The sequence below is a fragment of the Halomonas rhizosphaerae genome (assembly GCF_030010555.1).
Taxonomy (GTDB): domain Bacteria; phylum Pseudomonadota; class Gammaproteobacteria; order Pseudomonadales; family Halomonadaceae; genus Halomonas; species Halomonas rhizosphaerae.
The window spans coordinates 1-26710 of the sequence record NZ_JASCQP010000027.1; the positions used below are offsets into that span (position 1 = coordinate 1).

At 66.9% G+C, this 26710-nt stretch carries 30 protein-coding genes and 1 pseudogene; 22 read left to right on the forward strand and 9 right to left on the reverse strand.

The features are described from left to right. Positions 1 to 60: 60 nt before the first annotated feature. Positions 61 to 1223, forward strand: a protein-coding gene (locus QLQ83_RS10750) for an IS3 family transposase (protein ID WP_282734270.1) whose coding sequence is annotated in 2 segments (ribosomal slippage) — positions 61 to 319 and positions 319 to 1223 — 1164 coding nt in all. Because the reading frame shifts where the segments join, the coding sequence is not laid out codon by codon here. A gap of 225 nt (positions 1224 to 1448) precedes the next feature. Here the strand turns inward: QLQ83_RS10750 and QLQ83_RS10755 are convergent. Together QLQ83_RS10755 and QLQ83_RS19535 are read right to left on the reverse strand one after the other, a co-directional pair. Beyond that, on the reverse strand, positions 1449 to 1862 hold the full coding sequence (locus QLQ83_RS10755) for a S24 family peptidase (RefSeq protein ID WP_282735526.1): 414 nt from the start codon (positions 1860 to 1862) through the stop codon (positions 1449 to 1451). Between the two features lie 114 nt (positions 1863 to 1976). Further along, positions 1977 to 2162 (reverse strand): annotated as a pseudogene (locus QLQ83_RS19535) (helix-turn-helix domain-containing protein); the annotation flags it as partial. Positions 2163 to 2201: 39 nt separating this feature from the next. On the opposite strand from QLQ83_RS19535, the gene QLQ83_RS10760 reads away from it, so the two are divergent. The 14 genes from QLQ83_RS10760 to QLQ83_RS10825 are packed head-to-tail and all read left to right on the forward strand — an operon-like array spanning position 2202 to position 8904. Beyond that, positions 2202 to 2417 (forward strand): hypothetical protein, encoded by a 216-nt coding sequence (locus tag QLQ83_RS10760; RefSeq protein ID WP_089851546.1) that lies wholly within the window; start codon positions 2202 to 2204, stop codon positions 2415 to 2417. A 40-nt stretch (positions 2418 to 2457) separates the two neighbouring features. Continuing rightward, positions 2458 to 2664: a hypothetical protein gene (locus QLQ83_RS10765; RefSeq protein WP_089851545.1), complete on the forward strand. Its 207-nt coding sequence runs from the start codon at positions 2458 to 2460 to the stop codon at positions 2662 to 2664. A 36-nt stretch (positions 2665 to 2700) separates the two neighbouring features. Next, positions 2701 to 2889 carry a hypothetical protein gene (locus QLQ83_RS10770; protein ID WP_089851542.1) on the forward strand — a complete coding sequence of 63 codons (189 nt, stop codon included), beginning with the start codon at positions 2701 to 2703 and terminating at the stop codon, positions 2887 to 2889. Beyond that, positions 2886 to 3125, forward strand: coding sequence for an ogr/Delta-like zinc finger family protein (locus QLQ83_RS10775; RefSeq protein WP_282735527.1), 240 nt, complete (start codon positions 2886 to 2888; stop codon positions 3123 to 3125). The genes QLQ83_RS10770 and QLQ83_RS10775 overlap by 4 nt, the downstream gene beginning before the upstream one ends. Positions 3126 to 3139: 14 nt before the next feature. Continuing rightward, positions 3140 to 3523, forward strand: coding sequence for a hypothetical protein (locus QLQ83_RS10780; RefSeq protein ID WP_282735528.1), 384 nt, complete (start codon positions 3140 to 3142; stop codon positions 3521 to 3523). A 37-nt stretch (positions 3524 to 3560) separates the two neighbouring features. Next, positions 3561 to 6251: a toprim domain-containing protein gene (locus tag QLQ83_RS10785; RefSeq protein ID WP_282735529.1), complete on the forward strand. Its 2691-nt coding sequence runs from the start codon at positions 3561 to 3563 to the stop codon at positions 6249 to 6251. Between the two features lie 15 nt (positions 6252 to 6266). After that, positions 6267 to 6596, forward strand: a complete 330-nt coding sequence (locus tag QLQ83_RS10790) for a hypothetical protein (protein WP_282735530.1) — start codon at positions 6267 to 6269, stop codon at positions 6594 to 6596. Further along, on the forward strand, positions 6593 to 6988 hold the full coding sequence (locus QLQ83_RS10795; protein WP_282735531.1) for a hypothetical protein: 396 nt from the start codon (positions 6593 to 6595) through the stop codon (positions 6986 to 6988). The genes QLQ83_RS10790 and QLQ83_RS10795 overlap by 4 nt, the downstream gene beginning before the upstream one ends. Continuing rightward, positions 6981 to 7196, forward strand: a complete 216-nt coding sequence (locus tag QLQ83_RS10800) for a TraR/DksA C4-type zinc finger protein (RefSeq protein WP_282735532.1) — start codon at positions 6981 to 6983, stop codon at positions 7194 to 7196. The genes QLQ83_RS10795 and QLQ83_RS10800 overlap by 8 nt, the downstream gene beginning before the upstream one ends. A 22-nt stretch (positions 7197 to 7218) precedes the next feature. Further along, positions 7219 to 7455: a hypothetical protein gene (locus tag QLQ83_RS10805; protein ID WP_089851528.1), complete on the forward strand. Its 237-nt coding sequence runs from the start codon at positions 7219 to 7221 to the stop codon at positions 7453 to 7455. Beyond that, positions 7452 to 7733, forward strand: coding sequence for a hypothetical protein (locus tag QLQ83_RS10810; protein ID WP_282735533.1), 282 nt, complete (start codon positions 7452 to 7454; stop codon positions 7731 to 7733). The genes QLQ83_RS10805 and QLQ83_RS10810 overlap by 4 nt, the downstream gene beginning before the upstream one ends. Then, the gene (locus QLQ83_RS10815) at positions 7730 to 8023 is read left to right on the forward strand and encodes a hypothetical protein (protein ID WP_282735534.1); all 294 of its coding nucleotides are present in this window, start codon (positions 7730 to 7732) and stop codon (positions 8021 to 8023) included. The genes QLQ83_RS10810 and QLQ83_RS10815 overlap by 4 nt, the downstream gene beginning before the upstream one ends. Beyond that, positions 8020 to 8277, forward strand: a complete 258-nt coding sequence (locus QLQ83_RS10820) for a pyocin activator PrtN family protein (protein ID WP_282735535.1) — start codon at positions 8020 to 8022, stop codon at positions 8275 to 8277. The genes QLQ83_RS10815 and QLQ83_RS10820 overlap by 4 nt, the downstream gene beginning before the upstream one ends. 42 nt (positions 8278 to 8319) lie before the next feature. Beyond that, entirely contained in the window at positions 8320 to 8904 is a 585-nt protein-coding gene (locus tag QLQ83_RS10825; protein WP_282735536.1) for a hypothetical protein, read from the forward strand. Between the two features lie 13 nt (positions 8905 to 8917). Here QLQ83_RS10825 and QLQ83_RS10830 read toward each other — a convergent pair whose 3' ends face one another. Then, complete coding sequence (locus QLQ83_RS10830) at positions 8918 to 9853, reverse strand: tyrosine-type recombinase/integrase (protein WP_282735537.1); 936 nt, start codon at positions 9851 to 9853, stop codon at positions 8918 to 8920. A 220-nt stretch (positions 9854 to 10073) separates the two neighbouring features. On the opposite strand from QLQ83_RS10830, the gene dusA reads away from it, so the two are divergent. After that, positions 10074 to 11117 carry a tRNA dihydrouridine(20/20a) synthase DusA gene (gene dusA, locus QLQ83_RS10835; RefSeq protein WP_282735538.1) on the forward strand — a complete coding sequence of 348 codons (1044 nt, stop codon included), beginning with the start codon at positions 10074 to 10076 and terminating at the stop codon, positions 11115 to 11117. 65 nt (positions 11118 to 11182) lie between these two features. Here dusA and QLQ83_RS10840 read toward each other — a convergent pair whose 3' ends face one another. Further along, positions 11183 to 12214 carry a succinylglutamate desuccinylase/aspartoacylase family protein gene (locus QLQ83_RS10840; RefSeq protein ID WP_282735539.1) on the reverse strand — a complete coding sequence of 344 codons (1032 nt, stop codon included), beginning with the start codon at positions 12212 to 12214 and terminating at the stop codon, positions 11183 to 11185. A gap of 179 nt (positions 12215 to 12393) precedes the next feature. Here QLQ83_RS10840 and QLQ83_RS10845 point away from each other — a divergent pair, with 179 nt between their 5' ends. Next, positions 12394 to 13017, forward strand: coding sequence for a TetR family transcriptional regulator (locus tag QLQ83_RS10845; RefSeq protein ID WP_282735540.1), 624 nt, complete (start codon positions 12394 to 12396; stop codon positions 13015 to 13017). On the opposite strand, the gene QLQ83_RS10850 is transcribed toward QLQ83_RS10845, so the two are convergent. From QLQ83_RS10850 to QLQ83_RS10865, 4 genes are all read right to left on the reverse strand, one after another. Continuing rightward, positions 13009 to 13701, reverse strand: a complete 693-nt coding sequence (locus QLQ83_RS10850; RefSeq protein ID WP_282735541.1) for a hypothetical protein — start codon at positions 13699 to 13701, stop codon at positions 13009 to 13011. The two genes, QLQ83_RS10845 and QLQ83_RS10850, sit on opposite strands and share 9 nt — an antisense overlap. Before the next feature lie 221 nt (positions 13702 to 13922). Continuing rightward, positions 13923 to 17108 carry an efflux RND transporter permease subunit gene (locus tag QLQ83_RS10855; protein WP_282735542.1) on the reverse strand — a complete coding sequence of 1062 codons (3186 nt, stop codon included), beginning with the start codon at positions 17106 to 17108 and terminating at the stop codon, positions 13923 to 13925. Next, positions 17105 to 18385, reverse strand: coding sequence for an efflux RND transporter periplasmic adaptor subunit (locus QLQ83_RS10860; protein ID WP_282735543.1), 1281 nt, complete (start codon positions 18383 to 18385; stop codon positions 17105 to 17107). The genes QLQ83_RS10855 and QLQ83_RS10860 overlap by 4 nt, the downstream gene beginning before the upstream one ends. Positions 18386 to 18472: 87 nt before the next feature. Then, entirely contained in the window at positions 18473 to 19909 is a 1437-nt protein-coding gene (locus QLQ83_RS10865) for a TolC family outer membrane protein (RefSeq protein WP_282735544.1), read from the reverse strand. A 159-nt stretch (positions 19910 to 20068) separates the two neighbouring features. On the opposite strand from QLQ83_RS10865, the gene QLQ83_RS10870 reads away from it, so the two are divergent. The 5 genes from QLQ83_RS10870 to QLQ83_RS10890 all read left to right on the forward strand — a co-directional run bounded on the left by QLQ83_RS10870 (position 20069) and on the right by QLQ83_RS10890 (position 24567). Then, positions 20069 to 20992, forward strand: a complete 924-nt coding sequence (locus QLQ83_RS10870) for an alpha/beta fold hydrolase (protein WP_282735545.1) — start codon at positions 20069 to 20071, stop codon at positions 20990 to 20992. Positions 20993 to 21057: 65 nt separating this feature from the next. Further along, a complete protein-coding gene (locus QLQ83_RS10875; RefSeq protein ID WP_282735546.1) occupies positions 21058 to 22182 on the forward strand; it encodes an ABC transporter permease in 1125 nt (374 codons plus the stop codon). Continuing rightward, entirely contained in the window at positions 22179 to 22985 is an 807-nt protein-coding gene (locus QLQ83_RS10880; protein ID WP_411971129.1) for an ABC transporter ATP-binding protein, read from the forward strand. Before QLQ83_RS10875 ends, QLQ83_RS10880 begins: the two co-directional genes overlap by 4 nt. A gap of 2 nt (positions 22986 to 22987) precedes the next feature. Continuing rightward, positions 22988 to 23926 carry an MlaD family protein gene (locus tag QLQ83_RS10885; protein ID WP_282735547.1) on the forward strand — a complete coding sequence of 313 codons (939 nt, stop codon included), beginning with the start codon at positions 22988 to 22990 and terminating at the stop codon, positions 23924 to 23926. After that, positions 23923 to 24567, forward strand: coding sequence for an ABC-type transport auxiliary lipoprotein family protein (locus tag QLQ83_RS10890; protein WP_282735548.1), 645 nt, complete (start codon positions 23923 to 23925; stop codon positions 24565 to 24567). The genes QLQ83_RS10885 and QLQ83_RS10890 overlap by 4 nt, the downstream gene beginning before the upstream one ends. Before the next feature lie 13 nt (positions 24568 to 24580). Here QLQ83_RS10890 and QLQ83_RS10895 read toward each other — a convergent pair whose 3' ends face one another. After that, complete coding sequence (locus tag QLQ83_RS10895; protein WP_282735549.1) at positions 24581 to 26506, reverse strand: sigma 54-interacting transcriptional regulator; 1926 nt, start codon at positions 26504 to 26506, stop codon at positions 24581 to 24583. Positions 26507 to 26710: the final 204 nt, after the last annotated feature.

The window sequence follows — 26710 nt, forward strand, 5'->3', positions numbered from 1 at the left end:
TGATCTTGCCCAGCAACAGTGGACACCCCGTTAAGGCAGTACACTGAACGAGGTGACCCCATGGCAAGGCAAGCAGCGGCGATGAAGAAGACCCGTACCCGTTACTCCCAGGCCTACAAGGACGAGGCCCTGGCACTCGCTGATCGTGTTGGCACCAGTGCCGCCGCTCGCGAGCTGGGGCTTCAGTCCAGCCAGCTCTATCAATGGCGAGCCAAGGCCCAGCAGCAGCAAACCGTCTCGGCTCGCGAGCAGGCCTTGGCTGACGAGAATGCGCGGCTCAAGCGTCAGCTGGCTGAGAAGTCGGAAGAGCTTGAAATCGCAAAAAAAGCCGCGGTGTACTTCGCGAAGAGCCTGAAGTGAAGTACGCCTTCATCGAGCAGCACCGTCAGGCCTTCAGCGTTCATCGGATGTGCGCGTTTCTCGGTGTCGCCCGCAGCGGCTACTACGCCTGGCGACAGCGTGGTGGTGAACCGTCTTCCCGCCGCCGCCGACAAACGATCACGGATCAGCGCGTGGCTCAGGCCTTCGAACAGGGCAAGGGGCGCTCAGGCGCCCCCAGGCTGACCCGCGACCTGAACGATGCTGGCGTACCCATCTGCCGTAATACTGTGGCCGCCAGCCTCCGTCGGCAAAACCTGCGGGCGAAAGCCGCTCGCAAGTTCAAGGCCACCACGAATTCACGGCATGGCCTGCCAGTCGCACCGAACCTGATGGAGCAGGACTTCACCGCTACGGCACCGAATCAGAAATGGGTCGGCGACATCACCTACCTGGCAACGGGTGAAGGCTGGCTCTATCTGGCGGTGCTGATTGATCTGTACTCACGCAAGGTGATCGGCTGGGCGATGAGCGAACGCATGACGGCTGACCTGGTCAGCGATGCCCTGAAAATGGCCCTGTGGAGCCGGAAGATGCCCAAAGGCGTAATTGTCCATTCAGACCGCGGGAGCCAGTACTGCTCGACGCTGTACCAGTCGCTGCTGATGCGTCACGGTCTCAAGTGCAGCATGAGCGCCAAGGGCAACTGTTACGACAATGCCTGCGCTGAGAGCTTCTTTCACAGCCTCAAGGTCGAAGCCATCCACGGCGAGCGGTTCGTGACCCGTGAGGCGATGCGTCGGCAGGTATTCGAATACATTGAGTTGGACTACAACCGGCAACGCCGACACAGTGCAATCGGGATGATCAGTCCAGAGGCCTTTGAGGCCCAAATGATCGCTTAGACCGGTGTCCACCAATGCTGGGTAAGATCAAACCCTTTGAAAACCCTCTACAGGATCATCAAATCTATTCGACACAAAACAGCAGCGCGCAAGAATATCAGAGGGTATAGTGCAAGTATAAAACTTGTGATTCCCTTGGGTGACAGTACTAACAGAAAAACGATGCTCTTCCATATCATCCCCTTGCATATACTAAAATTCCGAAAATAATTACACTATAGTAAATCACGAAACCCGCCCAATCCGAATCTCACACCGCCCCAGGATCTCCACGTCCCGCATCTCCTCGGGCTTGATCATCTCGGGCTGATAATGCTCGTTGTCGCTGATCAGCAGCCAGGCGCCCCCTGCCACCCGCTGCACGCGCTTGATGCGCCGCTCGCCGTGTACCAACAGCAGAAACACCCCCTCCGGTTTCGGCTCGCGCCGGCTGCGGTCCACCAGCACCCAATCGCCATCGGCGAGAGTGCCGTCCATGGAATCGCCGCGCACCTTGATACCCACCACCTGGGCCGGGTCCAGCCCCTGGGCGGCCAGCTGCTCGGTGGGGAAGTAGAGCGTGGATTCGACCTCTTCCTGTTCCAGGGAGCGACCATCACCGGCAGCGGCCTCTATGTCGTACATCTTCACTTCGGACATATCGGCACCCGAAGCGCTGAGGGGTGTCAACGTTTGTGAACCATGGTCATGGCTTGAGCGTCGACCTGTGAGGACGTACTGCACATCAACTCCCGCCCCATCCAACGCAGATAGGTAAGAGGCATCAGGACTCCGAGCATCTTTTTCGTAGTTAATCTGAGTCGTTTTGCCGACCCCACCGACCTGGGCTAACGCCGTCTGGCTCAAGCCCAAACGCTCACGCTCCGCCTTGAGTCGCTCACCTGTGGTTCTCAAATTTGCACCATCCCGCTTGACAGGTCCACATACGTGAACCATCATCGAATCGCAGTCTTAGACAACATTAAGGAAGCCTAACCCATGGACACCGCCGAGACCATGCAAGCCGCCGTTGCGGCCCGCGCCCCGCGCGGCTGTAACCGCCCGGTGATGACCCAGGTCACCGATACCGAGCGCACCAAGCTCGAGGGCATCGCCCAGCTGGAGATGCGCTCGCTCTCCGCCACCACCCGAATGCTCATCCTGCTCGGCATCGAGCACTACGAAGCCGAAACCGAAAGAGCCGGCCGGGCTTGATCGGCCGTCTGTCCTGACCTGCTGCATAAGGAACCTCGCCATGTACCAGGACCCGAAACGCATCCGCTCCAATAAGGCCACCGTCTACCTCGATCAGTACGAGTCGGACGTGATCACCGCGCTGGCCAATTACCTGGGCGTGCCCAAGGCCGAAGTGATGCGCCAGATGCTGATGAAGGAAGCCCGCGACGTGCTCGGCATCGATCCCGCATCCCTTACCGACACTCTCGCGGCTCACACCGGCTGAGCACACCACCACATCCACCGTGCATTAGAGGTCCCTATGCCGGAACAACCCGTGGAACTCGACCAGCAAGCCCGGGCAGTGCTCGATGCCGTTCGCCATCAGCAGGGGCTGGAGTCCCGCGAGCAGGCCGCCGAATGGCTGTTGCGTCGCCGCATCCGGCGCGGCGCCCAGGGCCTCACCGGCCGCGGCCGCGCGCTCTACGAAGTGAAAGGAGATCCCCGGTGAGAATTCTTTGCCTGCATTGCGCGCAACGTGCCATCACCCGAACCAGCAAGCGCCCCTCGCCGGTGTTCTACGAGGTCTACGCCCAGTGCACCAGCCCGGCCTGCGGCTGGAGCGGCAAGCTGCTGGTCGAGTTCGCCACCACCACCTCACCCAGCCGAGCCCCCGCCACCGACGTGCGCATTCCCGTCGACCGGGCCTCGCGCCAGGTGCTGCTCGAGCAGCTCAACGAATGCTGAAGGAGACCGAGACCATGACCAACGTGACCCCGCTTCGCTCGCCGCACCTGGATGCCCACAACATCGCCAGCGCCCAGCTCTTCCGCACCCGCTGGGAGAACCGGGAGAACGCCCTGCGCGATTGTATCGAGCACCTGGCGCACCACCACGACATGACCGAAGAGGCCGCCGAGCTGGCCGCGCTCCAGGCCTATGCCGAGATCGAGAGCACCAACCAGCAGGCGCGCATCGATGTCGATGCCAGCACCTCACACATGGTGCTCCTGCGCACGGAAGACGGCCGGCCGGTGGTCTTCACGGTGAACGATCTGCTGAACGTGCTGCAGCAGGCGCGCCGAGAGCAACGCGCCATCGTCGTGGATCGCGACCGCCGCCGCCCGGTCGTCATCGAGCAGTAACCCCCTCCCCCTTCACCTCGGATAAAGGAGGCACAGCGTGAATCCATCGCTGCGCCAGGACATCCTCGCGCGTTTGCAACGCGACTACCGCGCCGAAGAGCGGGGCCCGTACCTGCAAAAGGTGCAGTGCCCCGACTGCGGCAAGCGCGAGGCGTACATCGCCACCGAGGCGCCGTGGATGCTGAAGTGCGGCCGCGAGAACAACTGCGGCAGTCAGATCCACATGAAGGAGTTGTTCCCGGAGTTCTTCGCCAGCTGGTCGGAGCGCTACGCCCCGCGCGCTGATCAAGCCCCGCACGAGAAGCCGACCAGCACCACCCCGGTGGCCGATGGCTACCTGCGCGACGGCCGAGGCTTCTCGCTCGAGCGCATCCAGGGCTGGTACACCCAGGAGAGCTACTGGCGGCAGAACGTGGGCGGCACAGCCACCGTGCGCTTCCCGCTGCCCGGCGGCGCCTACTGGGAGCGCCTGCTCGACAACCCCGAGCGCTTCGGCAAGCAGAAAGCCAATTTCGTGGGGCGCTACAAGGGTCAGTGGTGGTGTCCGCCGGTGTTCACCCCGGTAGATCTCGCCAACGAGGACGAAGTGTGGATCGTGGAGGGCATCTTCGATGCCATCGCGCTCTACCACCATGGCATCGCCGCGGCCTCGGCGATGAGCTGCAGCAACTACCCCGCCGAGGCGCTCCAGGCCCTGGCAGACGCCGCCCACCAGGCCGGTACCTGCCGCCCCACCCTGGTGTGGGCGCTGGACAGCAACACCGCCGGCCAGAAGGCCACCCGCAAGTGGGTGGAACGCGCCCGCGCCGAAGGCTGGGAGTGCCAGGCCGCGCAGATCCCTGGCGGTGGCAGGTTCGACTGGAACGATGCCCACCAGCGCGGCGAGCTCACGGATAACCACCTGGAGCGCTACCGCTACCACGGCGATCTACTGCTGGCCCCCAGCGCCATGGCCAAGGCGCTGATCATCTTCAAGCGCACCGAGCGCCGCGAGTTCTGGTTCGAGTACAAGCGCCAGGTGTGGTGGTGGAAGCTCGACATGGACGCCTTCGACCGCGCCGTGCGAGCCGAGGGCGAGGATGGCGGCGACCAGCAGAGCCTCAACCCGGCCATCCGCGATGCGGCCCTGGAGCAGGCCGGCAGCGTGAAGCGCATCTGCACCTGCTTCCCAACGGCGCTCTACTACCAGGCCAACCTGGTCACCGACGAGAGCTGGTATTACTACCGGGTCGAGTTCCCCGATGGCCGCGCGCCGGTAAAGAACACCTTCAGCGGCGGCCAGCTGGCCAGTGCCAGCGAGTACAAGAAGCGCTTGCTCGGCGTGGCCCCGGGCGCGGTGTGGACGGGCACCAGCCAGCAGCTGGATACCCTGCTGCAGGACCAGATCGGCAACATCAAGACGGTCGAGACCATCGACTTCATCGGCTACAGCAAGGAGCACGGCGCCTATGTGTTCGGCGAACTGGCCGTGGCCGGCGGCAAGCTGGTGCGCATCAATGCCGAGGACTACTTCGAGCTCGGCCCGCGCAAGCACCTCAAGACCCTGAGCCAGTCGGTCACCCTGCACCTCAATCCGGACCGCAAGGCCTATCAAACCGGATGGACGACCCAGCTGCTGGGCGCCTTCGGCACCAAGGGCCTAGTGGCCCTGGCGTTCTGGCTGGGCAGCCTGCTCGCCGAGCAGCTCCGCGCCGAGATGGGCAGCTTCCCCTTCCTGGAGATCGTCGGTGAGGCCGGTGCCGGCAAGTCCACGCTCATCGAGTTCCTGTGGAAGCTGGTGGGCCGCCGCGACTACGAGGGCTTCGACCCATCCAAGGCCACCATGCCGGCGCGCTCGCGCAACTTCGCCCAGGTGAGCAACCTGCCGGTGGTGTTGATCGAGTCCGACCGCGAGCAGGAAGGCGGCGCCAAGCAGAAGCAGTTCGACTGGGACGAGCTCAAGACCGCCTTCAACGGCCGCTCGATCCGCGCCCGGGGCGTGAAGAACAGCGGCAACGACACCTACGAGCCGCCCTTCCGCGGCAGCATCGTCATCAGCCAGAACGCGCCGGTGCAGGCCGGCGAGGCCATCCAGACCCGCATCTGCCACCTGCACTTCACCCGCGAGGGGCAAACCCACCAGACCAAGGAACTGGCCGAAGCGCTGGAGAAGACAGAGCTCGAGAACGTCAGCCAGTTTGCCCTGGAGGTCGCCCAACGCGAGGCACCGCTGCTCGAGCTGATCAAGGCGCGCGCCAAGCCCTACGCCAACCGCCTGGCGGAAGACCCAGACATCAAGGTGCTACGCATCGCCAAGTGCCACGGCCAGTTGATGGCCCTGGTGAATTGCCTGGGCCCCGAAGGGCTGGGCCTGTTCAACGCCCAGACCATCGATATGGCCTGCGGCCACGTGTGGCAGATGGCCAAGGACCGCCAGCAGGCGATCAACGCCGATCACACCCTCGTGCAGGAGTTCTGGGAGGCCTTCGAGTACCTGGAGGGCCTCCGCGACGAGCCGGTGCTCAATCACTACGGCTACGGCAGCAACGAGGTGGCCATCAACCTCAAGGACTTCGAGCGCGCCTGTGCCGAGCACAAGCTGCGCGTGCCCGAGATCCGCGAGCTCAAGCGCTACCTCAAGGCCAGCAAGTCCCGGAAGTTCCTCGAAGCCAACCGCACCGTGCGCTCTCGCATCCGCCTGAACGGCGCGAGCGTGAAGTGCTGGGTGTTCCAGCAGTCGAGCCAGTAGAGACAGGAGGCCGCCATGCATCACCCCACCTACACCCTCGACCAAGCCGCGCCGCTGCTCAACCTGGGCCGCAACACCCTGGCGCGCCGCCTACGCGACGCCGGCGTGCTCGGGCCGGACAACCTGCCCGCCGGCCCATACCGCGGCCGGGTGAGCCTGATGATCGTGGCCACCGGCACCTACTGGCACCCCATCTGCGGCTGGACCCACTACGGCCGCACCGAATTCACCGACGCCGGACTCGACCACATCGCCCGAAAGCTCGGCATCGACCTCGCCCGCCTGCCGCACCCCAGCAGCCGGCGTGTCCAGCAAGCACCGCAACCCGCAAGGAGCCTGTCATGACCATCCAGAACCAGGAACTCTACGACGCTCTGCAGAACGTCAGCAGCAAACTCTCGATGCTCGAGATCCATCGCGAATCGCTGGAGCGTGCCGAACGAGAGCTCGCCGTAGCGAAGACCGCGGCGCGCCATGTCCTCGAGGCGCTCCCCCGCGAACAGGTCGAGGAGCTGATGGCCTTACCGATCCAGCACGGCGACGTCCTCATGCGCATTCGGTTCGATAACGACGATGGATTGCTCGACATCGACGCCCGCCAGGTGCCCGAAAGTCTCAGTCTGCATGACCTGTTGGGCGACGAGGAGCGCGAGGCGGTACGCCAGCGCGTCCATGCCGCCAACCGCGTGCGCTTGGAAAAACAACAGGCCAACCAGGAGGGCGCCACCCATGGCTGACAACGCCGATATCGCCACCGAGCTGATGGAGCGGCGCCTCGAGGGCGCCCTCGCCAGCCGCCTGCAGGCCACCGCACCGGTGCACGCCACCGAGTGCGAGGAGTGTGGCGACGAGATCCCCGCAGCCCGGCGCGATGCCGCGCCCTGGGCCACTACCTGCATCGAGTGCCAGGGCATGCGCGAACAGCACGCCCGGCATCGCCGCTGACCACCACCAGAAGGAGCGAGCCATGCACCCCGTCACCCGCCACCGGATCACCAGCCTGATCCACACCAGCGCCGACGATGCCCGCATCAGCATGGAGCTGATGCACACCGAGCACGGCGCCGACTACACACTCGAGGTGGCCAGCGGCGCGATCCTGCGCCTGGAAGTGCTGCAGGCCGAGAAGCTCAGCCACCGCAAGGTGTTCGCCACCGCCGCCCGCAAGGCGCTCAAGGTACTGGAGAAGGGGCCACTGAAATGACCGCTGCCAACGCCATCGACCCACGCGACTACGCCATCATCAGGGCCCTCGGGGCCCTGTGCCTGGCAACACCCAACGTGGAGCTGGCCCGGGCCTTCCTTCGTGACGCCGGTGCAGGCGAGCGCATCCACCATGCGGCCCAGGTGCAGCGCTGCCAGCAGGCGCTCGCTCAGGGCAAGGCCCGCCGCGTCAGCGATCAGACCATCGAGATCGCCTTCCCCAGCTGCCGGCTGGCCAGTGTGTTCGAAGAGCTGCTGCAGGAGGATGCCCACCGATGACTCAGCCACCACCGAAAGGCGGCCGGCTGGCCCGGCAGGCCGCCATGCTCTGTCAGGATCCGGCCTTCCGGCTCTACCTGGACCGCCGGCGGCGCCACAAGCAGGGCCTCACCGAGGCCCAACTGCCGGACGGCACGCACAACGCGCAGGACGCCCGCGACTGGCTCTGCGCTGCCTGTCAGATCCAGAGCCGCGCGGAGCTCGACCACAACCCCACCGCCGCGGCCATGCTTCGCACCATCAAGCAGCGCTTCACCCACTGGAAGACCCGACAAGGAGTCCCGGCATGAACACCTACTTCGGACTGCTCGCTGAGTTCGACGGCCGCGCCGAGCTGCCGCTCGAGGAAGTCGCCCCGCGCTACTTCGGCATCAGCCCGCGCACCGCCAGCGTGCGCGCCGGCGCCCAGGCCCTGCCGGTACCGGCCTACCGCGCCGGCGACTCGCAGAAAGCGCCCTGGCTGGTCAGCGCCGTGGACCTCGCCAAGTACCTGGACGAGCGGCGGGCCGAGGCACATGAGATGTGGACCCTGGTTAATCAGTGAAAAATTATGTACCCTCGCGAATTTTCCTCGCGAGGGTACATAATGTTCGATGCTTGGTTCAGTGATGTTAAGGAAGAAAATAAAAAGGCTCTCATGAGTGTTGGAGGAGGCCTTGCTTTTGGAGCTTCTGTTGCCACTATAGGAATGATTATAAACAGGACACCAAAGAACGTCATTCCATGCTCATCTATAGAAGCGCTATTCTCCCCTGATTTAATATTGTTTACCACCACCGGCGCATGCATAATTCAACTGCTTTTTATATTCACTTCTGGCAACAACAAAGCGGCACGTTTTTTTCACTTAAAGGCGTCCGAATTAACCTCCTCATTCCTAGGGGGGATAATAGCACTTTCATTTTTCTTATACATGGACGAGTTTGGGCTCACATATCATCCTCTTTTAAAAACTGCACCTCTAATCATCTCGACATTGATTATTCTATTCGGCATCCTAACCTACTTCCCCATGCTCTCCAGCCTTTTCTTCGATATAAACAAAAGAAATTACAAGGACGGCATTAATTTTTACATAGTGACTTGGTTGGCAGTATTCTCTCTAGTCGGCCTATCGGCTATCATCTTTTCAAATGAGCCAATTGCAACGCTGGAAATATGTGCCAAATAAGGTAACCAGACATTCACTTCAGCCTCAAATTTTCTGGCCTCAGATGTGTATAGCGTTTCAGCACATCCCAACTCTCATGAAGCGTGAACTGCTGCACCTCCACGATCTCGTATCCCGCCTCGAAGAGGCGGGATGTCGCTTCATGTCGCAGGTCGTGGAAGCGTAGATCTTCGATCCCGCAGGCGGCACAAGCGGCCCGCCAGCGGGTACCAATCGACTTGCCATGGTAGGGAAAGATCCGCTCTTCACCCTGGGCACGCGGCTGCCGGCGGATGATGGCCATGGCTTCGTGGCTGAGCTTGAATCGCTTGTGGTTGCCCCACTTCTGCCGGGGGTGCTTTGCGTCACGCACCCAGCAGGTCATCGCCTTCTCGTCCAGGTCCGACCACAGCAGCCGGGTGATCTCCTCCTGGCGCCTCGAGGAGGCGATGGCGAAGTCCATGATGTCTTCCATGGGAATGATCGCGCTCGGCCGGATCCGCTGCGAACGCTGGAAATACGCACGGATCTGCTCGATCTCGTGATCGGAGGGTCGCCGGCTTCGTGATCCCGGCCTCGAGAGCAGCCCCTTGCTGCGCATCAGCAGCTTGGCCGATTCGAACTCGCCCAGGTCCACCGGCATCTTCCAGGCGGCCACCGCGGTCTTGAGGATGATACCGAGCCAAGTGATGTCCTGGTTGATGGTCGAGGGCTTGATCCCGCTGTTCCGGCGCATTACCGCGTGTTCGATGACCTGCTCGCTGGTCAGCTCTGTGACCTTCACCCTGGCGATCGGGAAGCGCTGCAGCTGCTCGATCGTCGCCCGCTTGGAACGGCCTGCATCCTGGGCGAACTCATGTAGGTAGCGCTCGATGGCATCGTCCAAGGTCACGTCGCGCCACTTCGCCGAGAGAATGCCCCCGGGGCTGCTGAGCTCGAGCTCGCGGCGCTTGGCCCACTCCTCTGCCATCGCCTTCCTGGGGAACGTCCGCGACTCTGAGTGGTCTGGTTGCCCACGGCGGGCGATGCGGATCTGGGCCAGGTATGAGAAACTGCCGTCCTTTCGCCGACGCTTCCTGATCGTCGCCACGTGAACCTCCCGATGTACCAAATTGCCACGGCCCCGTGTGCCAAAAATGTACCAACGCATGGCGAAAAACAGGGCTCAACCACTGTAAATATGTACAGTTATGACAGATAAGGCAACAGCCACAACCCGCATGGATACTGGCACCGCGCGACCCGCGCTGGACAGGACTTTCTCCGTCGCGCCTATGATGGACTGGACGACCCGCGACTACCGCGCGTTCGCCCGGACCCTGACCCGCCGCGCCCTGCTCTATACCGAGATGGTGACCACCGGCGCCATTCTGCACGGCAGCCCGCGCAGCCGATTCCTGGGCCATGACGACGTCGAACATCCACTCGCCCTGCAGCTGGGCGGCAGCGACGCCGGTGAACTCGCCGAGTGCGCGGCCATCGCCGAGGCATGGGGCTATGACGAGGTCAACCTCAACGTCGGCTGCCCGAGCGACCGGGTGCAGAACAACCTGATCGGCGCCTGCCTGATGGGCCACCCCGAGAAGGTGGCCGGCGCCGTGCGCGCCATGCGCGAGGCGGTCTCGATCCCGGTCACGGTCAAGTGTCGCATCGGCATCGACGACCAGGACGAGGATGCCGACCTCGAGCGCTTCATCGCCACCGTGGCCGAGGCCGGCTGCGACACCTTCATCGTGCATGCGCGCAAGGCGTGGCTCGAGGGGCTCTCCCCCAAGGAAAACCGCGATATCCCGCCGCTCAACTACGGTCGCGTCCATCGGCTCAAGGCGAGCCATCCCGAGCTGCATATCGGCATCAACGGCGGCCTGAAGAGTCTCGACGCCTGCCGGGAACAGCTCGAGCGCCTGGACAGCGTGATGGTCGGCCGCGAGGCCTACCAGAACCCCTGGCTGCTGGCCGGCGTCGACGAGGCGCTATACGGCGTGTCGGGCCCGGCAGAGAGCCGCCATGCGGCCGCGCGCGCGCTGCGCCCCTATATCGCCCGCCGCCTGGCGGAGGGCGCAAAGCTCAACCACGTCACCCGCCACCTGCTGGGGCTCTTCCAGGGCCAGCCGGGCGGGCGCAAGTTCCGCCGGCACCTCTCCGAGCACGCCCACCGCGAGGGCGCGGGCCTGCAGGTCCTCGACGACGCCCTGGGCCTGGTCCCCGAGCGCGAGGCCGCCGCCGTGGCCTGAGGCCGGCGCCTCCCGAAGCGCGGACGGCGTCGAGACATCGGCGCCGTCCGCGTCTGGGGCGCGGCTCAGTAGAGCGCGTCGGGCGGCGGCTCCAGGCTGGAGTGGAAGTCCTCGATGGCGCTCTCGGCCTCCTCGATGGCGTCGAAGCGGGCGATATGGAACAGCGCCTCGCCCTCGTTGGCCAGCGGCAGTCGGCTCATGCCGATCACGATGCCGTCGGCCACCGAGCGCACCTCGCCCTCGGCGTTGCCGAAGGGATCCGCCACCCGCCCCAGCAGTTCGCCCTTCGCCACCCGGGCCCCGAGCCGCACCTGGGGGCGCAGGATGCCATCGATGGGCGCCCGCGCCCAGCTCGAGCCGTTGGCCACCTCCGCGGCCGGCACCGGGCGACGGCGATGCTCGCCGGTCAACATCCCCAGCCGACGCATCACCCGCAGCACGCCCCGCACCCCCGGGGTGATCGCCCACTGGTCGAAGCGCAGCGCCTCGCCGGCCTCGTAGGTGAGCACCGGGATGCCGCGGTTCTGGGCGTAGTGGCGCAGGCTGCCCTCGCGCAGCTCGGCGTTGAGGATCACCGGCGCCCCGAAGGCATTGGCCATGCGCTCGGTCTCGCCCCCGGACGTCAGCTGGGCGCGGATCTGCGGCAGGTTGGTGCGGTGGATGGCGCCGGTATGCAGATCGATGATGTGGGTGGCGTGGTCGACGATCTGCTCGCGGAACAGCGCCGCCACTCGCCCACCCAGCGAGCCCGACTCGCTGCCCGGGAAGCAGCGGTTGAGGTCGCGGCGGTCCGGCAGGTAGCGGCTGTGCTGCACGAAGCCGAAGACGTTGACGATCGGCACGGCAATCAGGGTGCCGCGCAGGCTCTGGAGCTGCTTCGAGCGCAGCAGGCGGCGCACGATCTCCACGCCATTGATCTCGTCGCCGTGGATCCCGCCGCAGACCAGCAGCACCGGCCCGGACTGACGGCCGTGCACCACCTCGACGGGAATGTAGAGCGGGGCATGGGTGTAGAGGCGCGCCACCGGCACGTCGATCTGGGTCCTCGAGCCTGCCACCACGCGGGTACCGGCGAGTTCGAAGGGGGCACGAGCCATGGGCGCTCCTTGCGTCACAGAACGGTGTTTTTCGTGGCTTCCTTATACGCCACTGACGCATCGAAGACGAGCCCGGGTGGCGTGACCGGCGGGTCATTATCCATACAATGGTGTATGTAAATGGCGAGGCGACTCGGGTAGAATACGACCATCACCAGAACGCTGGAGAGCCCGCTTCCATGGCAAGACGCACCAAGGCCGAGGCCGCCGCTACCCGGGAGGCCCTGCTGGACGCCGCCGAGGAGGTCTTTCTCGAGAAGGGCGTGGCCCGCACCTCCCTGGAACAGATCGCCCGTCACGCCGACATGACGCGCGGCGCCATCTACTGGCACTTCCGCAACAAGGCCGACCTCTTCCAGGCCATGCTGCAGCGCGTGCGCATGCCCTTCCAGGAACTGGTGGAAGAGATCGGCGACCCGAGCCTCGCCGAGCGTCCCCTCGAGGCGATCCGCCTGGCCTGCCTGAAGGGCTTCGAGCGCCTCGAGCAGCCACGCTACCGGCGCGTGCATGCCATTCTCATCCATCACTGCGAGGTCTTCGGTGACATCGACCCGCTGGCCATGCAGAACGAGATGGCCGAGGAGGCGTGCGGGGCGCTGATCGACTATTGCGGCTGTGCGGCTCACCTGGGCCACTTGCGCCCGGGGCTCGACCCCGGGGTGGCCGGCGAACTGCTGCAGGCGATGCTCGGCGGGCTCTTCCACGACTGGCTGCGCAACCACGAACGCTTCTCGATCCTCGAACGCGGCACGGTGCTGCTGGACGCCCAACTGGAACTGATGCGCGCCCCGGCTTCAGGATGAGGCCGCGGCGCCGCTCCCCCCCTGGCCGCCGCGTCCCTGGCGCAGGCGCAACCGACTGAGATGGGCTCGCGCCTCGCGGTACTCGGCCACCGGCACGCTCCGATAGGCGTCCTCCCCGGCCACGTACTTGACCAGCACGCGGCGTTCACCGAGATGCGGCAGGTTGCCGGGCTTGCCGTGCAGGCGCACCTGCCATTCCGGATCGTCGACCAGCGCCGCCGTGGCCCAGCCATCGGCATCGGCTTCTGCCTTCACCTCGACCTTCTCGCCGAGCAGGCAGCGCCGCTGCTGCGGGGCATGGCGATGGAACCAACGATGCAGGGCATGGCATAGCCCCCCCGCCAGCGGCGAGGCGAGCGCGAAGGCCCCCCACAGCACCGCCACCCCGACCGGGATGCGGAACAGCCCCAGCGGCAGCCAGCGCAGCACGGCGAGTTCCACCCCCAGGGTGATGGCCCCCGCCAGCACCAGCAGCACCGTCAGCGCGAAGGAAGCCGGCACCCCGGCGAAGCCCAGCGCCACCAGGGTACTGGCCAGGTGGTCGCCCTTGAGGCTGTCGTGCTCGAAGCACTCCACCGGCGCCAGGCGCAGCGCCACCAGCAGCCAGTAGAGGGCGACGAGGGCAAGCAGCACGCTGAACACCACCACCGGGAAGCTCAGGGCAATCTGGCGTACGGTTTCCATGGGGCACCTCCCGGCAATACTTAGCCAACGAATGAGTCTCTTGCCTCAGCGTAGACCATCCGGGCAACGGAGAGGGCAGCCTATCCCTGATGTGGGTCATGGACGGGCCCGCAAGCATCCCCGGCCGGCCCTTGACAGGAAAAGGGGCGCCCCCGATCGGAGCGCCCCTTTTCCTGCGTAGGGGTGATCGGGTGCCAGCGCCTGGCGCTGGCACCCGGGCCTCAGGGCTGGTCGGTGCCGGCCGCACGGCGATGCTCGGTGCCACCACCGAGTACCCTGCGCCGCAGCCAGTCGGAGACCGCCGCGATCATGGCGTAGAAGCTCGGCACGAAGAAGCTGCCCAGCACCGCCACCGTGGCCATGCCCACCGCCACCGTGGTGCCGATGTGGTGGCTGCTGGTATCGCTCGCCCCGGTGGCCAGCGCCAGAGGCAGGGTACCGAAGATGAACGCCAGCGAGGTCATCACGATGGGCCGGAAACGCAGCCGTGCCGCGGTGATGGCCGCTTCGCGGATCGACTGGCCCTGCTCCTTGCGCTGCAGCTCGGCGAACTCGACGATCAGGATGGCGTTCTTGGCCGCCAGCCCCACCACCACCAGCATGCCGATCTCCACGTAGACGCTGGTGTCGAGCCCGCGCAGCACGATGCCGCCGATGCCGCCGAGGAAGGCGAACGGGGTCGCGGTGAGCACCGCCAGCGGCAGCGACCAGCTCTCGTACTGAGCCGCCAGGATCAGGAACACCATCAGCAGGCCGAAGACGATGGCCAGGGTGGCGGTGCTGCCCATCTGGGTCTCCTGGTAGGCGGTGCCGGTCCAGCCCATGCCCCAGTCGTCGCCCAGGGTCTCCTGGACGATCTCCTCCATGGCGGCGACCGCCTCGCCGGAGCTGTAGCCCGGTGCCGGGCCGCCCTGGAACTGGGCACCCAGGTAGACCCCGAAGCGCGACACCACCGCCGGCTTGGCCTGGCGCTCAAGGGTCACGAACTCCGAGAGCGGGATCCGCTCGCCGTTGCCGCCGCGCACGTAGACGTTGTTGATGTCGTCCGGGGTCCTGCGGAACTCGTCCTCGTTCTGCAGGTAGACCTGGAAGTTGCGGTTCTGGTAGCTGAAGTAGTTGACGAAGCCGTTGCCGAAGGTGTTCGACAGGGTGGCATTGAGGTCCTGAAGCGCCACGCCGTAGCTGAGCGCCTTCTGCTGGTCGATCTCGGCCCGGTAGCCCGGCACGTTGACGTTGAAGGTGGTGAACACCCGCTGCAGTGCCGGGTGTTCCCCCGCCGCCTGCATCACCTGTACCGAGGCCTGGAAGAGCTCCTGGGGGTTCGCGCCCTCGAAGGACTGCAGGTAGCCGGTGAAGCCGCCGGTGGTGGAGAGCCCCATGATCGGCGGCATGTTGAAGGCCATGGCCGAGCCGCCCGGCACCTGGGCCCCCAGCTGCATCACCTGCCCCACCAGCCCCTCGGCGGTGAGCTCGCGCTCCGCCCAGGGTTCCATGTTGATGAACATCACGCCCCGCGCGGTGTTCACGGCACTGGAGAGGATGTCGTAGCCGGCGACCGCCGCCACGTAGCTGACCCCGGAAATCTCCTCGATGCGCGAGCTCAGCTCGCCCATGTAGTCCTGGGTGCGCGCCAGGGAGGCGGAGTCCGGCAGCTGCACGCTGGCCAGCACGATCCCCTGGTCGGTCTCCGGTACCAGGGTCGAGGGGGTGTTCTGGTAGAGCCACCAGGAACCGCCGATCACCAGCGCGGTGAGCAGCAGCGCCAGGCCCCAGAAGCGCACCAGCACCTTGACCACCCACATGTAGACGGCGGTGATGGCGGCGAAGAGGCGATCGAAGAGGCGCAGGGGCGTATTGATGGCTCGCCGAAACGTCGTTTCGTTGCCGTTTACCGGCTTGTGCTTGATGAAGATCGCCGACAGCGCCGGAGTGAAGGTCAGCGCCATCAGCGCCGAGAAGGCCACCGAGATCGCCACGGTCAGCGCGAACTGCTGGTAGATCTGGCCGGTGAAGCCACCCAGGAAGGCCACCGGCACGAACACCGCGGCCATGATCAGCGAGGTGGCGATGACCGGGCCGCCCACCTCCTTCATGGCGCGGATAGTCGCCTGGGTGACGGTGATCTCCTCGTCCTCGCTGAGCACCCGTTCGACGTTTTCCACCACCAGGATGGCGTCGTCGACCACGATGCCGATGGAGAGCACCAGGGCGAACAGCGTCAGCAGGTTGATGGAGAAGCCGAAGGCGAAGAAGCCGGCGAAGGTCGCCAGCACCGAGACCGGCACCACCGACATGGCGATCACCGTGAAGCGCCAGTTCTGCAGGAAGATGAACAGGATCACGCCGACGATCAGGAAGGCCTCGATGAACACCTTGGTCACGGTGCTGACGGAGGCATCGATGAACAGGGTGGTGTCATAGGGCACTACCTGTTCGAGCCCGGGCGGGAAACGCCCCTCCAGCTCGGCCATGGTCGCCTTGACCGCCTCGGCCGTCTCCAGGGCGTTGGCCCCGGGCTGCTGGTTGATGATGATCGGCGACATGGCGGCGCCGTTCAGGCGGGCATCCACGCCGTAGAAGGAGGCACCGAGCTCGATGCGCGCCACGTCCTGCAGGCGCAGCGACGAGCCATCCGGATTGGTGCGCAGGAAGATCTCGCGGAAGTCATCGACGTCGCTGAGCCGTCCGCCCGCGGTGATGGTGTAGCTGAAGGCCCGCGGCTCGCTCTGGGGCGTGGCCGCCAGGCTGCCCGCCGGCACCTCGGTGTTCTGCGCACGGATGGCGGCGGCCACCTCGGTGGGGGTCAGGTCGTACTGGGCCAGCTTGTCCGGGTCCATCCAGATGCGCATGGCGAACTCGCCACCACCCAGCACCTCGGCATTGCCGACACCGGGCACCTGGCGCAGCTCGTCGAGGATGTTGAGGGTGGCATAGTTCTGCATGAAGGTGCGATCGTAGTCGCCCTCCGGCGAGATCAGCGCCACCAGCATCAGGATCGAGCTGGAACGCAGCTCCACCTGCACGCCCTGGGCCTGGACCGCCTCGGGCAGCTGCGACAGCGCCCCCTGCACGCGGTTGTTGACGTTGATGGTGTTGATGTCGCCCTCGGTGCCGATATTGAAGGCAACGTTGAGGCTCATGGTGCCGTTGTCGGCACTCGTCGAGGTCATGTAGAGCATGTCCTCGACCCCATTGATCGCCTCGGCCAGCGGGGCAGCCACCGTCTGGGCCACCGTCTCGGCATCGGCGCCCGGGAACTGGGCCTGCACCGAGACGGTGGGCGGCACCACGCTGGGGTACTGCTCGACCGGCAGCACCCGCATGCTCATCACCCCGATCAGCGTCAGGATGATCGCCAGCACCGTGGCGAAGATCGGCCGCTTGATGAAGAAGTTGGAGAAGCTCATGAGGCGTCGTCCTCGTCCGCCTCGCCTTCCTGCTCACCGGCAGGCGGTGAGCCGGCACCTTGCTGCATCTCCTCGGCGGCTTCCTGCTCGGCCTCGGCCTCGGCCTGCTCGACCTCCTCGACGATCTCGCCGGCCTCGCCATCGAAGGGCTGGGGGTCGATGGCCGTGCCCGGTTCGATGCCGGAGGGGTCGCCGACCACCACCCGCTCGCCGACCTCCAGGCCGCCGCGGATGATCTGCCAGGGACCGGCCACCTCGCCCAGCTCCACGGTGCGGGCCCGGGCCACATCGTCCTCGTCGAGCACGAACACCTGGGGCCCCATCAGCCCCTGGCCGATGGCGATCTCGGGCACCGCCAGCACGTCATAGCGCTTCAGCCCCTCCAGGCTGACCCGCACGAACTGGCCGGGCAGCACGCGACCTTCCGGATTGGCGAAGGTGGCGCTGGCCTGGACGGTGCTGGTGGCCTCCTCCACCCGGGAGCCCAGGAAGTCGAGGTGGCCTTCGAGGGTCGAGCCCTCGGCACCGTCTGCCCCGGGAATGCGCAGCATCGCGGTGATCGCCTCGACGGACTGATCGCCCATCTGGCGGCGCAGCTCGAAGGCATCGCGCTGGGGCAGCTGCAGGCGGACCTCCAGGGGATCGAGCGGCGTGATGGTGGCGAGTTCGGTGCCGCTGCTCACCAGGTTACCGACGTTGACCCGGCTGAGGCTGATCATCCCCGACACGGGCGCGGTGACCTCGGCATACCCCAGGTCGATCCGCGCACTGGCGAGTGCCGCCTCCGCCTGGGCGACGCCGGCCTGGGCGACGCCCAGCTCGGCCCGCGCCTGGTCATACTGCTGCCGGCTCACCGAGTTCTGGCTCAGCAGCCGCTCGAAGCGGTCGGCATCGCGCTGGGCCCGGGCGAGCTCGGCGCGGGCACTCTGCAGGTCGGCCTCGCGCTGGTTGACCGCCGCCTGGTAGAGGTCCGGCTCGATGCTGTAAAGCGTCTGCCCCTGCTCCACCAACTGACCGGGCTCGAAGTGGCGCTGTTCGAGGAAACCGGTGACACGGGCCACCAGGGTGACCTCGTTATCGCTGCGCAGCAGCGAGGGGTAAGACTTGTCCAGGGGGATGTCCTGACGGGCGATCTCCGTCACTTCTACCGGATGTGGCGGCCGCTCCTGGTCGCCGCCGGCCTGCGGGGGGGCCTCGTCCTGGCCACAGGCGGCCAGCAACAGGCCCGCGGCCAGGACGAGCAGGGTCGTCCGGCCGTGTCGGAAGAGCTTTTTCATGGTGTCGGTCGTTCCCGTTGGCGTCGTCAGAGATGAACGAATCTTACATCCATGCGTGTATGGATGTAAATATTAGGACGCTAAGCATCATTCCCGGGGACGGGGCGGCTCACCGATCTCCATGGCCCCATCGGTCGGATCGCGCTCTTCCGGCAGGGTGAAGGAGACGCTGCCGCCGTCCAGCCAGGCGTTGACCTCCTCCACGGCCGGCACGTCCAGGGTCCCCGACTGCTGGCGCAGGCTGAGCAGGTTGATCACGTAGTCGTAGCGGGCGCTGGCATGGTCGGCGACGGCATTGAAGAAATTCTGTTCGGCGTTGAGCACATCGACGATGTTGCGGGTGCCCACCTCGTACCCGGCGCGGGTGGCGTCCAGGGCGCTCTGGTTGGAGACGATCGCCTGGGCCCGGGCCTCCACCGTGGAGACGTCGTTGCTGACCTGGGTGAAGCGTGACCGGACCTGCTGGACGGTATCGCGGCGCTGGGCCTCGAAGTCGTACTGGCTGGCCTCCAGCCGATAGGTGTTCTGGCGGATGCTCGCCTGGGTACGGCCGCCGGTAAAGAGCGGCAGGCTGGCGCGCAGGCCGACCTGGCTGGCGGAGTTGTGTCCCTCCACGCCGTCCCGGTCGTCGTCGGCATAGTTGTAGTTGGCGAAGGCGTCGACCGTCGGCAGGCGCTGGGCGCGGGCGATCTCGACGCTACTGCGCGAGACCTCGACGCCGGCCTCGCTGGCCAGGACCAGGGGGTTGTTCTCCATGGCCAGCTCGACCCATTGGCCGCGGTCGTCCGGGGTGGGCGACTGGATGGGCATTTCCTCCCCCAGCGCGTCGATGCTGGAATAGCGCTGGCCGGTCAGTCGCTCCAGGACCTCGAAGCGCACCTGCAGGTCGCTCTCGGCAGCGATGCGGACCGCCCGCGCCTGGTCGAAGGCCGCCTTGGCCTCCTCCACCTCGGTGATGGCGATCAGCCCCACCTCGAACTGCTCGCGGGCCTGCTCCAGCTGGCGGCCGATGGCCCGCTCCTGGGCGCGCCGCGCCTCCAGCACCTCGTAGGCCCGCAGGATCTCGAAGTAGGCCGAGGAGACGTCGATCAGCACCTGCTGCTCGGTGGCGGCCAGCTGGTAGGTCTGCTGGTCGATCTGGCGCTCGGCCTGCTCGACCTCGCGGGCGTTGCGGGCATCGAAGAGCGCCTGGGTGGCCTCCAGCGTCAGGCCGGCACTGTTGTAGTTGTCGTCACCGCCTCCCGTGCCTCCTGCCGGAAAACCGCCTGTCTGTGTCTGAGATTCATACTGACGGTTATGAGATACGTCCGCCGAGGTATTGACCTGCGGAAGTAAGTCAGCCCGTTCCACGGCCCGCCCCGCCTCGACGCTGCCGGTCTGTGACCGGGCCGAGGCCAGCTCGGCATTGTTCTCCAGGGCGTCCCGGGTGATGGTCAACAGGTCGGCCGCCTGCAGGGGCGCGGCGAAGGCCGACGCGATCAGTGCCGGCAGCAGGGCACGACGAAGGGTGCGGTGACGAGTCATCGGGTCATCCTCGATTTGTACGGACAGTTTTACATACATTGTCGCATGTTTCGGTGGTGAATCCACTGCCGAGCCGTCGGGAAATGTGCATCCTTGCCGAAAGTCCCGGAAAATTCCGCTATGCTGCCATGCAGCATAGCCCACTGAGGGAGAACGCCCATGGACGCTCTGGAACTCGTCAGGGTGCGGGAGTTGGAGGTCGCCGTGCGCATCTGGCACCCCGCGGCACCGCGTACCGTCATCGCCTGGCACGGCCTGGCCCGCCACGGCGGGGACTTCGAGGACTTCGCCCGGGTGCTGGGCCCCGGCTGGCGGGTCCTGGCCCCGGACACCCCCGGGCGCGGCCTGTCGAGCTGGTCGCTCTACCCCGCCCACGACTATCTCTACGCCCACTACATGAAGGTAGCAGTGGCGGTGCTCGACCACTTCGACCTCGCACAGGTCCCCTGGGTGGGCACCTCCATGGGCGGGCTGATCGGCATGCTGATGGCCGCCGAGCCCGAGACGGCATCGCGCATCGAGCGGCTGGTGCTCAACGACGTGGGCCCGGAGCTCGACCCCGAGGGCCTGGCGAGCCTGGCAAAGTACTTCGGCGTGCCCCACCGCTTCTGTCGCTTCGGCGAGCTCGAGGCCGAGCTCCGGCGCCACTACACGGGCTTCGGTATCGAGGGCGACGACGCCTGGCGGCGCCTCGCCCTGGGCAGCGCGCGGCGGCTGCCGGACGGCAGCTGGACCTACCACTACGATCCGCGCATCGGCGAGCAATTCGTCCATGACACTCCCCGTGACACCTGGTCCGACTGGGCGGCGATCCGCTGCCCGCTGATGGTCGTCCGCGGCGAGTCCTCGCCCCTGCTCAAGGCCGAGAGCGTGACCCGCATGGCCAAGGCGCAGCCCGGCCTGGTCAGCCTCGAGGTACCCGGTTGCGGACACGCCCCGATGCTCGACCGGACGAGCCAGGTCCGCCCCATCGCCGACTTCCTCGACCGGCCGCGCCGCCGCGTCCTGCCTGGCGCCGCCGGCGGCGCCCTGGCCTGGTGGCAGCGCGGCCTGCGCTGGCTGAAGGGGGCCGGCGCAGGTTGAACTAATGTAAAGGCACGCGGGCTGATACCATCGGCCACCATGACTCGCCTGAGATGCCTTCGCCCATGACCGAGCCGGGCCACATCGACCAGCAGGACGGCCGCCTGGCCATTGCCGGCGACTGGACCCTGGTGCACTACGCGACCCTTAAGAACCAGGTCGAGCGCCTGGCGCAGGCCCGCGAGCCGTCCCCCGAGGGGGTCGACCTCGAGCGGCTCGCCGCCCTGGATACCGCCGGTGCCGTCCTGCTGATGGAGCTGGTCGGCGCCGGGCCGCTCGCCGCGATCGACGACTGGGCCCCCGACCTGCCGGCGACGCGCCGCGCCCTGCTGCGCACCCTGGGCGAGGCCATGGCGGACAATCGGCCGCCCCCGGCGCGCCCCGCCCGACCGCTGAGGGACACCCTGGCGCGGACCGGCCAGATCGTCGAGGGGCTCTGGCAGCAGCAGCGCCAGCTGCTCGGCTTCATCGGCCAGGTGCTCGCCACCCTCGCCGCCACCGCCTGGCGGCCGAGCCGCTGGCGCCTCACCTCGATGGTGGCCCAGCTGCACCAGACGGGCCTCAATGCCCTGCCCATCGTCGCCCTGCTGACCTTCCTGGTGGGCGCCGTGGTGGCCTTCCTCGGCGCCACGGTGCTGCGCGATTTCGGCGCCACCATCTACACGGTCAACCTGGTCGCCTTCGCCTTTCTTCGCGAGTTCGGCGTGCTGCTCGCCGCCATCCTGCTCGCCGGTCGCACCGCCAGCGCCTTCACGGCCCAGCTCGGCGCCATGAAGGCCAACGAGGAGCTCGATGCCGTGCGCACCCTCGGCCTCGACCCCATCGAGCTGCTGGTGCTGCCGCGGGTACTGGCGATGATGCTGACCCTGCCGATCCTCACCTTCGTGGGCATGCTCAGCGGCATCCTCGGCGGGGCCCTGGTCTGCCTGCTGGCCCTGGACATCTCGCTCGTCCAGTTCCTGGCCATCCTGCAGCGCGACATCCCGCTCAACCACTTCCTGGTGGGCCTTGCCAAGGCGCCGCTGTTCGCCTTCCTGGTCGCGGTGATCGGCTGCCTGGAGGGCTTCAAGGTCAGCGGCAGCGCCCAGTCCGTGGGCGAGCACACCACCTCGAGCGTCGTGCAGTCGATCTTCGTGGTGATCCTGCTGGATGCGGTGGCGGCGCTGTTCTTCATGGAGATGGGCTGGTGAGCGCGGCACGGGCCTCGAGGAACGACGCGCCGCTGATCCGGGTCCGCGGGCTGGCCAACCGCTTCGGTGCGCACAGCGTCCACGAGGACCTCGATATCGACCTCTACCCGGGCGAGATCCTCGGCGTGGTCGGCGGCTCGGGCACCGGCAAGTCGGTCCTGCTGCGCAGCATCGTCGGCCTGCTGCGGCCCAGCGCCGGGCACATCGAGGTGTTCGGCGAGGACCTGCTGGGCCTCTCCGCCCGGGACCGCTCCCGGGTGGAGCGCCGCTTCGGAGTGCTCTTCCAGCGCGGTGCGCTGTTCACCTCGCTGTCCCTGCAGGAGAACGTCGCCCTGCCGCTGATCGAGCACATCGGGCTCTCCCGCGCCGACGCCGAGGCCCTGGCCCGGGTCAAGCTGGCACTCGCCGGCCTGCCCGGGGACGCCGCGATCAAGTATCCCGCCGAGCTCTCCGGTGGCATGATCAAGCGGGCCGCCCTGGCGCGCGCCCTGGCGCTCGACCCGGAGGTGCTGTTCCTGGACGAGCCGACGGCGGGCCTGGACCCGATCGGCGCGGCGGCCTTCGACCGCCTGATCTTGACCCTGCGCGACGCCCTGGGCCTGAGCGTCTTCCTGGTGACCCACGACCTGGACACCCTCTATACCGCCTGCGACCGGGTGGCCGTGCTGTCGCAGGGCCAGGTGCTGGTCGCCGATCGCCTCGACGTCGTCGCGGCCACCGACGATGACTGGATTCACGACTATTTCCATGGCCCCCGAGGCCGCGCCGCCCATGGGGCGGCCCACCCGGTGGAGGAGCCCTGACGATGGAACCCCGCGCCCACCATGTGCTGATCGGGCTGTTCACGGTGATCACCCTGGGCAGCGCACTGCTGTTCGCCCTCTGGCTCGGCAAGTCCAGCGTCGACCGCGACTATGCCTGGTACGAGATCGGCTTCAACCGGGCCGTCAGCGGCCTGTCCGAGGGCAATGCGGTCCAGTACAGCGGCATCGAGGTCGGGGATGTGGTCAGGCTGCGCCTCGACCCCCGGGACCCGCGCCAGGTCCGGGCGCTGATCCGCGTCTACAGCGACGTCCCGATCAAGCAGGACACCCGCGCCAGCCTGGCGCTGGCCAACATCACCGGGACCATGAACATCCAGCTCTCCGGCGGTACCCCGCAGAGCCCCCGCCTGCAGGGCGACCACGACGATCCCCCGCTGATCCAGGCCGAGCCCTCGCCGCTGAGCTCGCTGCTCTCCAACAGCGAGGAGCTCTTCGCCCAGGTGGACCGGCTGCTGACCAACGCCAACCGGCTGCTCTCCGAGGAGAATGCCGAGAGCCTGACGCGCACCCTGGACAACCTGGAGGTCGTCTCGCGGGCGCTGGTCGACCAGCGCCATGCCCTCGGCGAGGCCATGGCGCGCTTCGGTGAGGCCGGCGAACGGATCGAGGCCTCCCTGCAGGGCTTCGGCCGCCTGGGCGAGACGGCCGACGAGCTGCTCGACGAGGAGGGGCGCGCGACCCTGCAGAGTGCCCAGCGCGCCATGCAGTCGCTGGAGTCCACCACCGCACGGCTGGACGGCCTGACGGCACGCCACGAGGGCTCCCTGGCCAGGGGCTTGCAGGGCGTGGGCGAGCTCGACCCGGCCATGCGCGAACTGCACGCCGCGCTGCGTGCCCTGAACCGGCTGGTGCGACGCCTCGAGGAAAACCCGGCCGATGCCCTGCTGGGTCGCGACGAGATCCAGGAGTTCACCCCATGAACCTGCCCGCCCTGTCTCGACGTCCCCTGTCTCGACACCCCATGGCACTGCCGGCCCTGCTGATGGCGGTGCTGATCGCGGGTTGCAGCCTGCTCCCCGAGCAGGAGCCGGTGCGCCTCTTCACGCTGCCCGAACCGTCGCTGTCGGCGTCTGATGAGGCCACCCGCGACCTCACCCTGCGCCTCGACACCCCCAGCGCCGGGGCGCCCCTGGATGGCCGACGCCTGCTGGTCATGCCCTCCCCCGGGGAGTTCCAGGCCTATTCGGGGGCACGCTGGAGCGACGATGCCCCGCGGCTGCTGCGCGACCACCTGATCGCGGCCTTCCGCCGCGACGGCCGCCTGGCCGCCGTGGTGGACGACGCCAGCCGGGCGCGCAGCGACGCCACCCTGGCGAGCCATCTGGGGGCCTTCCACAGCCGCTACCGCGAGGGCGCCCCCGAGGTGGTGCTACGCCTCGAGGTGCAGCTGCTCGACGAGGCCAGCCGCGAGGTGCTGGCCAGCCGCCGGTTCGAGGCGGTGGTCGCAAGCAACGATGACGGCCTCGAGGCCGTGGTCGAGGCCTTCGGCCACGCCGCCGACCGGCTCGCCTTCGAACTGGTCGACTGGACCCTGGCAAGGATGGCCAGCGGCTCGCCCTGAGAAGCCATGGGCCTTAGGATGCCCGGTAGTCGCGGGGGTCGATCCGCCACGCCTCGAGGCGCGAACGCAGGGTCGTCGGCTTGAGGCCCAGCAGCTCGGCGGCCCCGCCCTGACCCGACACCTTGCCCGCGCAGGCGCGCAGGGCCGCCACCGCACTCGCGCGCTGACGGCGGAGGAGCTCAGGCTCGGTAAGCAGCGGTGCCTCGTTCTCCTCCGCCAGGGGTCCCGACACGCTGGCCCCCTCCCCCTCAGGCGCGAACGGCACCGCCGTGTCCGCCGCCAGCAGGTCGTCGAAGGCCAGCCGCTGCCCCTGGGCAACGATGACCTGGCGCTCGATCACGTTCTCCAGCTCGCGAATGTTGCCCGGCCAGGGATAGCGCTTGAGCACCTCCAACTGGGCGGGCGGAAGACGCACCCCCGGTTTGTTGAACTTCTGGCAGGCGCGCACCAGGAAGTGCCGCGCCAGCAGGGGCACGTCCTCGGCGCGTTCGCGCAACGGCACCGAGACGATGGGAAAGACATTGAGTCGGAAGTAGAGGTCCTCGCGAAACGCGCCCGCCTCGACCATCTCGCGCAGCTCGCGGTTGGTGGCGGCGATCACCCGCACATCGACCTCGCGGGTGCGATTCTCGCCCACGCGTTCGAACTGCTGGTCCTGCAGTACTCGCAGCAGCTTGCTCTGCAGTTCCAGCGGGATCTCGCCCACCTCGTCGAGAAACAGCGTGCCGCCATCGGCCAGTTCGAAGCGCCCGGGGCGGTCGCTCACCGCGCCGGTGAAGGCCCCCTTCACATGTCCGAAGAACTCGCTCTCGAACAGGTCGCGGGGAATCGCCGCACAGTTGACGCGAATCAGCGGACGATCGCTGCGCGTGCCGCCGGCATGGATGGCGCGGGCGATCAGCTCCTTGCCGGTGCCCGATTCGCCGCTGATCAGCACATTGGCATCGGTGGGCGCCACCAGCGCGATCTGCCGGACCAGGTGCGCCACGGCGGCACTCTCGCCGACGATCTCCCGGTGGTTCAGCTCCGCCTTGATCTCCTCCTGCAGGTACTGGTTCTCGAGCTCGAGCCGCCGCTTGAGCGACCCCACCTCGGCCAGCGCATCGCGCAGCTGCTGTTCGGCCCGCTTGCGTTCGCGGATATCGCGAAACAGCACCACCGCGCCCACCAGGCGCCCCATCTCGAAGATCGGCGTGCTGGTGTACTCCACCGGGATCGCCTCGCCGTTCTTGTGCCAGAACACCTCGTCGTCGACGCGATGCACCTGGCCATCGCTGAACGAGGCATGAATCGGGCACTGCTGTACCGGAAAGTGGCTGCCGTCGGCCTGGGTGTGATGAAACAGCTGGTGGGCACCGTGGCCAACCATGTCCTCGCTGCTCCAGCCTAGGATGCGCTCGGCCGCGGGATTGACGAAGGTGGTGCGGCCCTCGGCGTCCAGGCCGTAGATGCCCTCGCCCGCCGCACCGAGGATCAGCTGGTTCTGGCGCTCGATACGCTCGAAGACCTGCTCGACACGCTCCCACCCCACCTGGCCGCGGCGATGCTGGCGGCGCAGGTCGGCCCGGGCGCGTCGCTGCTCCGCCTTCTGGCGGTCGACCAGGGTCAGCAGCAGCCGCCCCTCGTCGAGGACCTGGGCCTGCACCTCCACATGGCGAGGCTGACGCTTGAGGTCGAGGAGCACCAGGTCATCCGACCAGGCCGACGAGCGGCTCAGCGCCTCGTCGGTGAAGCAGACCCATAGCGGCAGGGTCGCCCCCAGGAAATGACTGAAGGGGCGCTCGACCAGCGCGGGCGCCGCGTCCCCCAGCAGGCGGCAGGCGGCCTCGTTGGCCGAGATCAGCCGGTCGGCCACGGGGTCGACCACCACCAGCGCCTGGGGCGCGCGGGCAAAGACCTGCTGGGACAACGGCAGTGCGGCGATGGCGGTGGCAGGCATGCAGAGCTCCTCGGCAAGCGATATCCCTGCCCATACAAGCGCCGGGCCAATGACGAAAAATCGTCATTCTTTCAACGAGATCTCGTGATTGACGAGATCTCGTCACGGGCGGGCCGGACGAGCTCGACTCGCAGCGCAACAAACAACCTTCTGACTCTTATCGTTTTTTTCCATCACGCCTCGTGATGGCACGTGCTTCGCAGC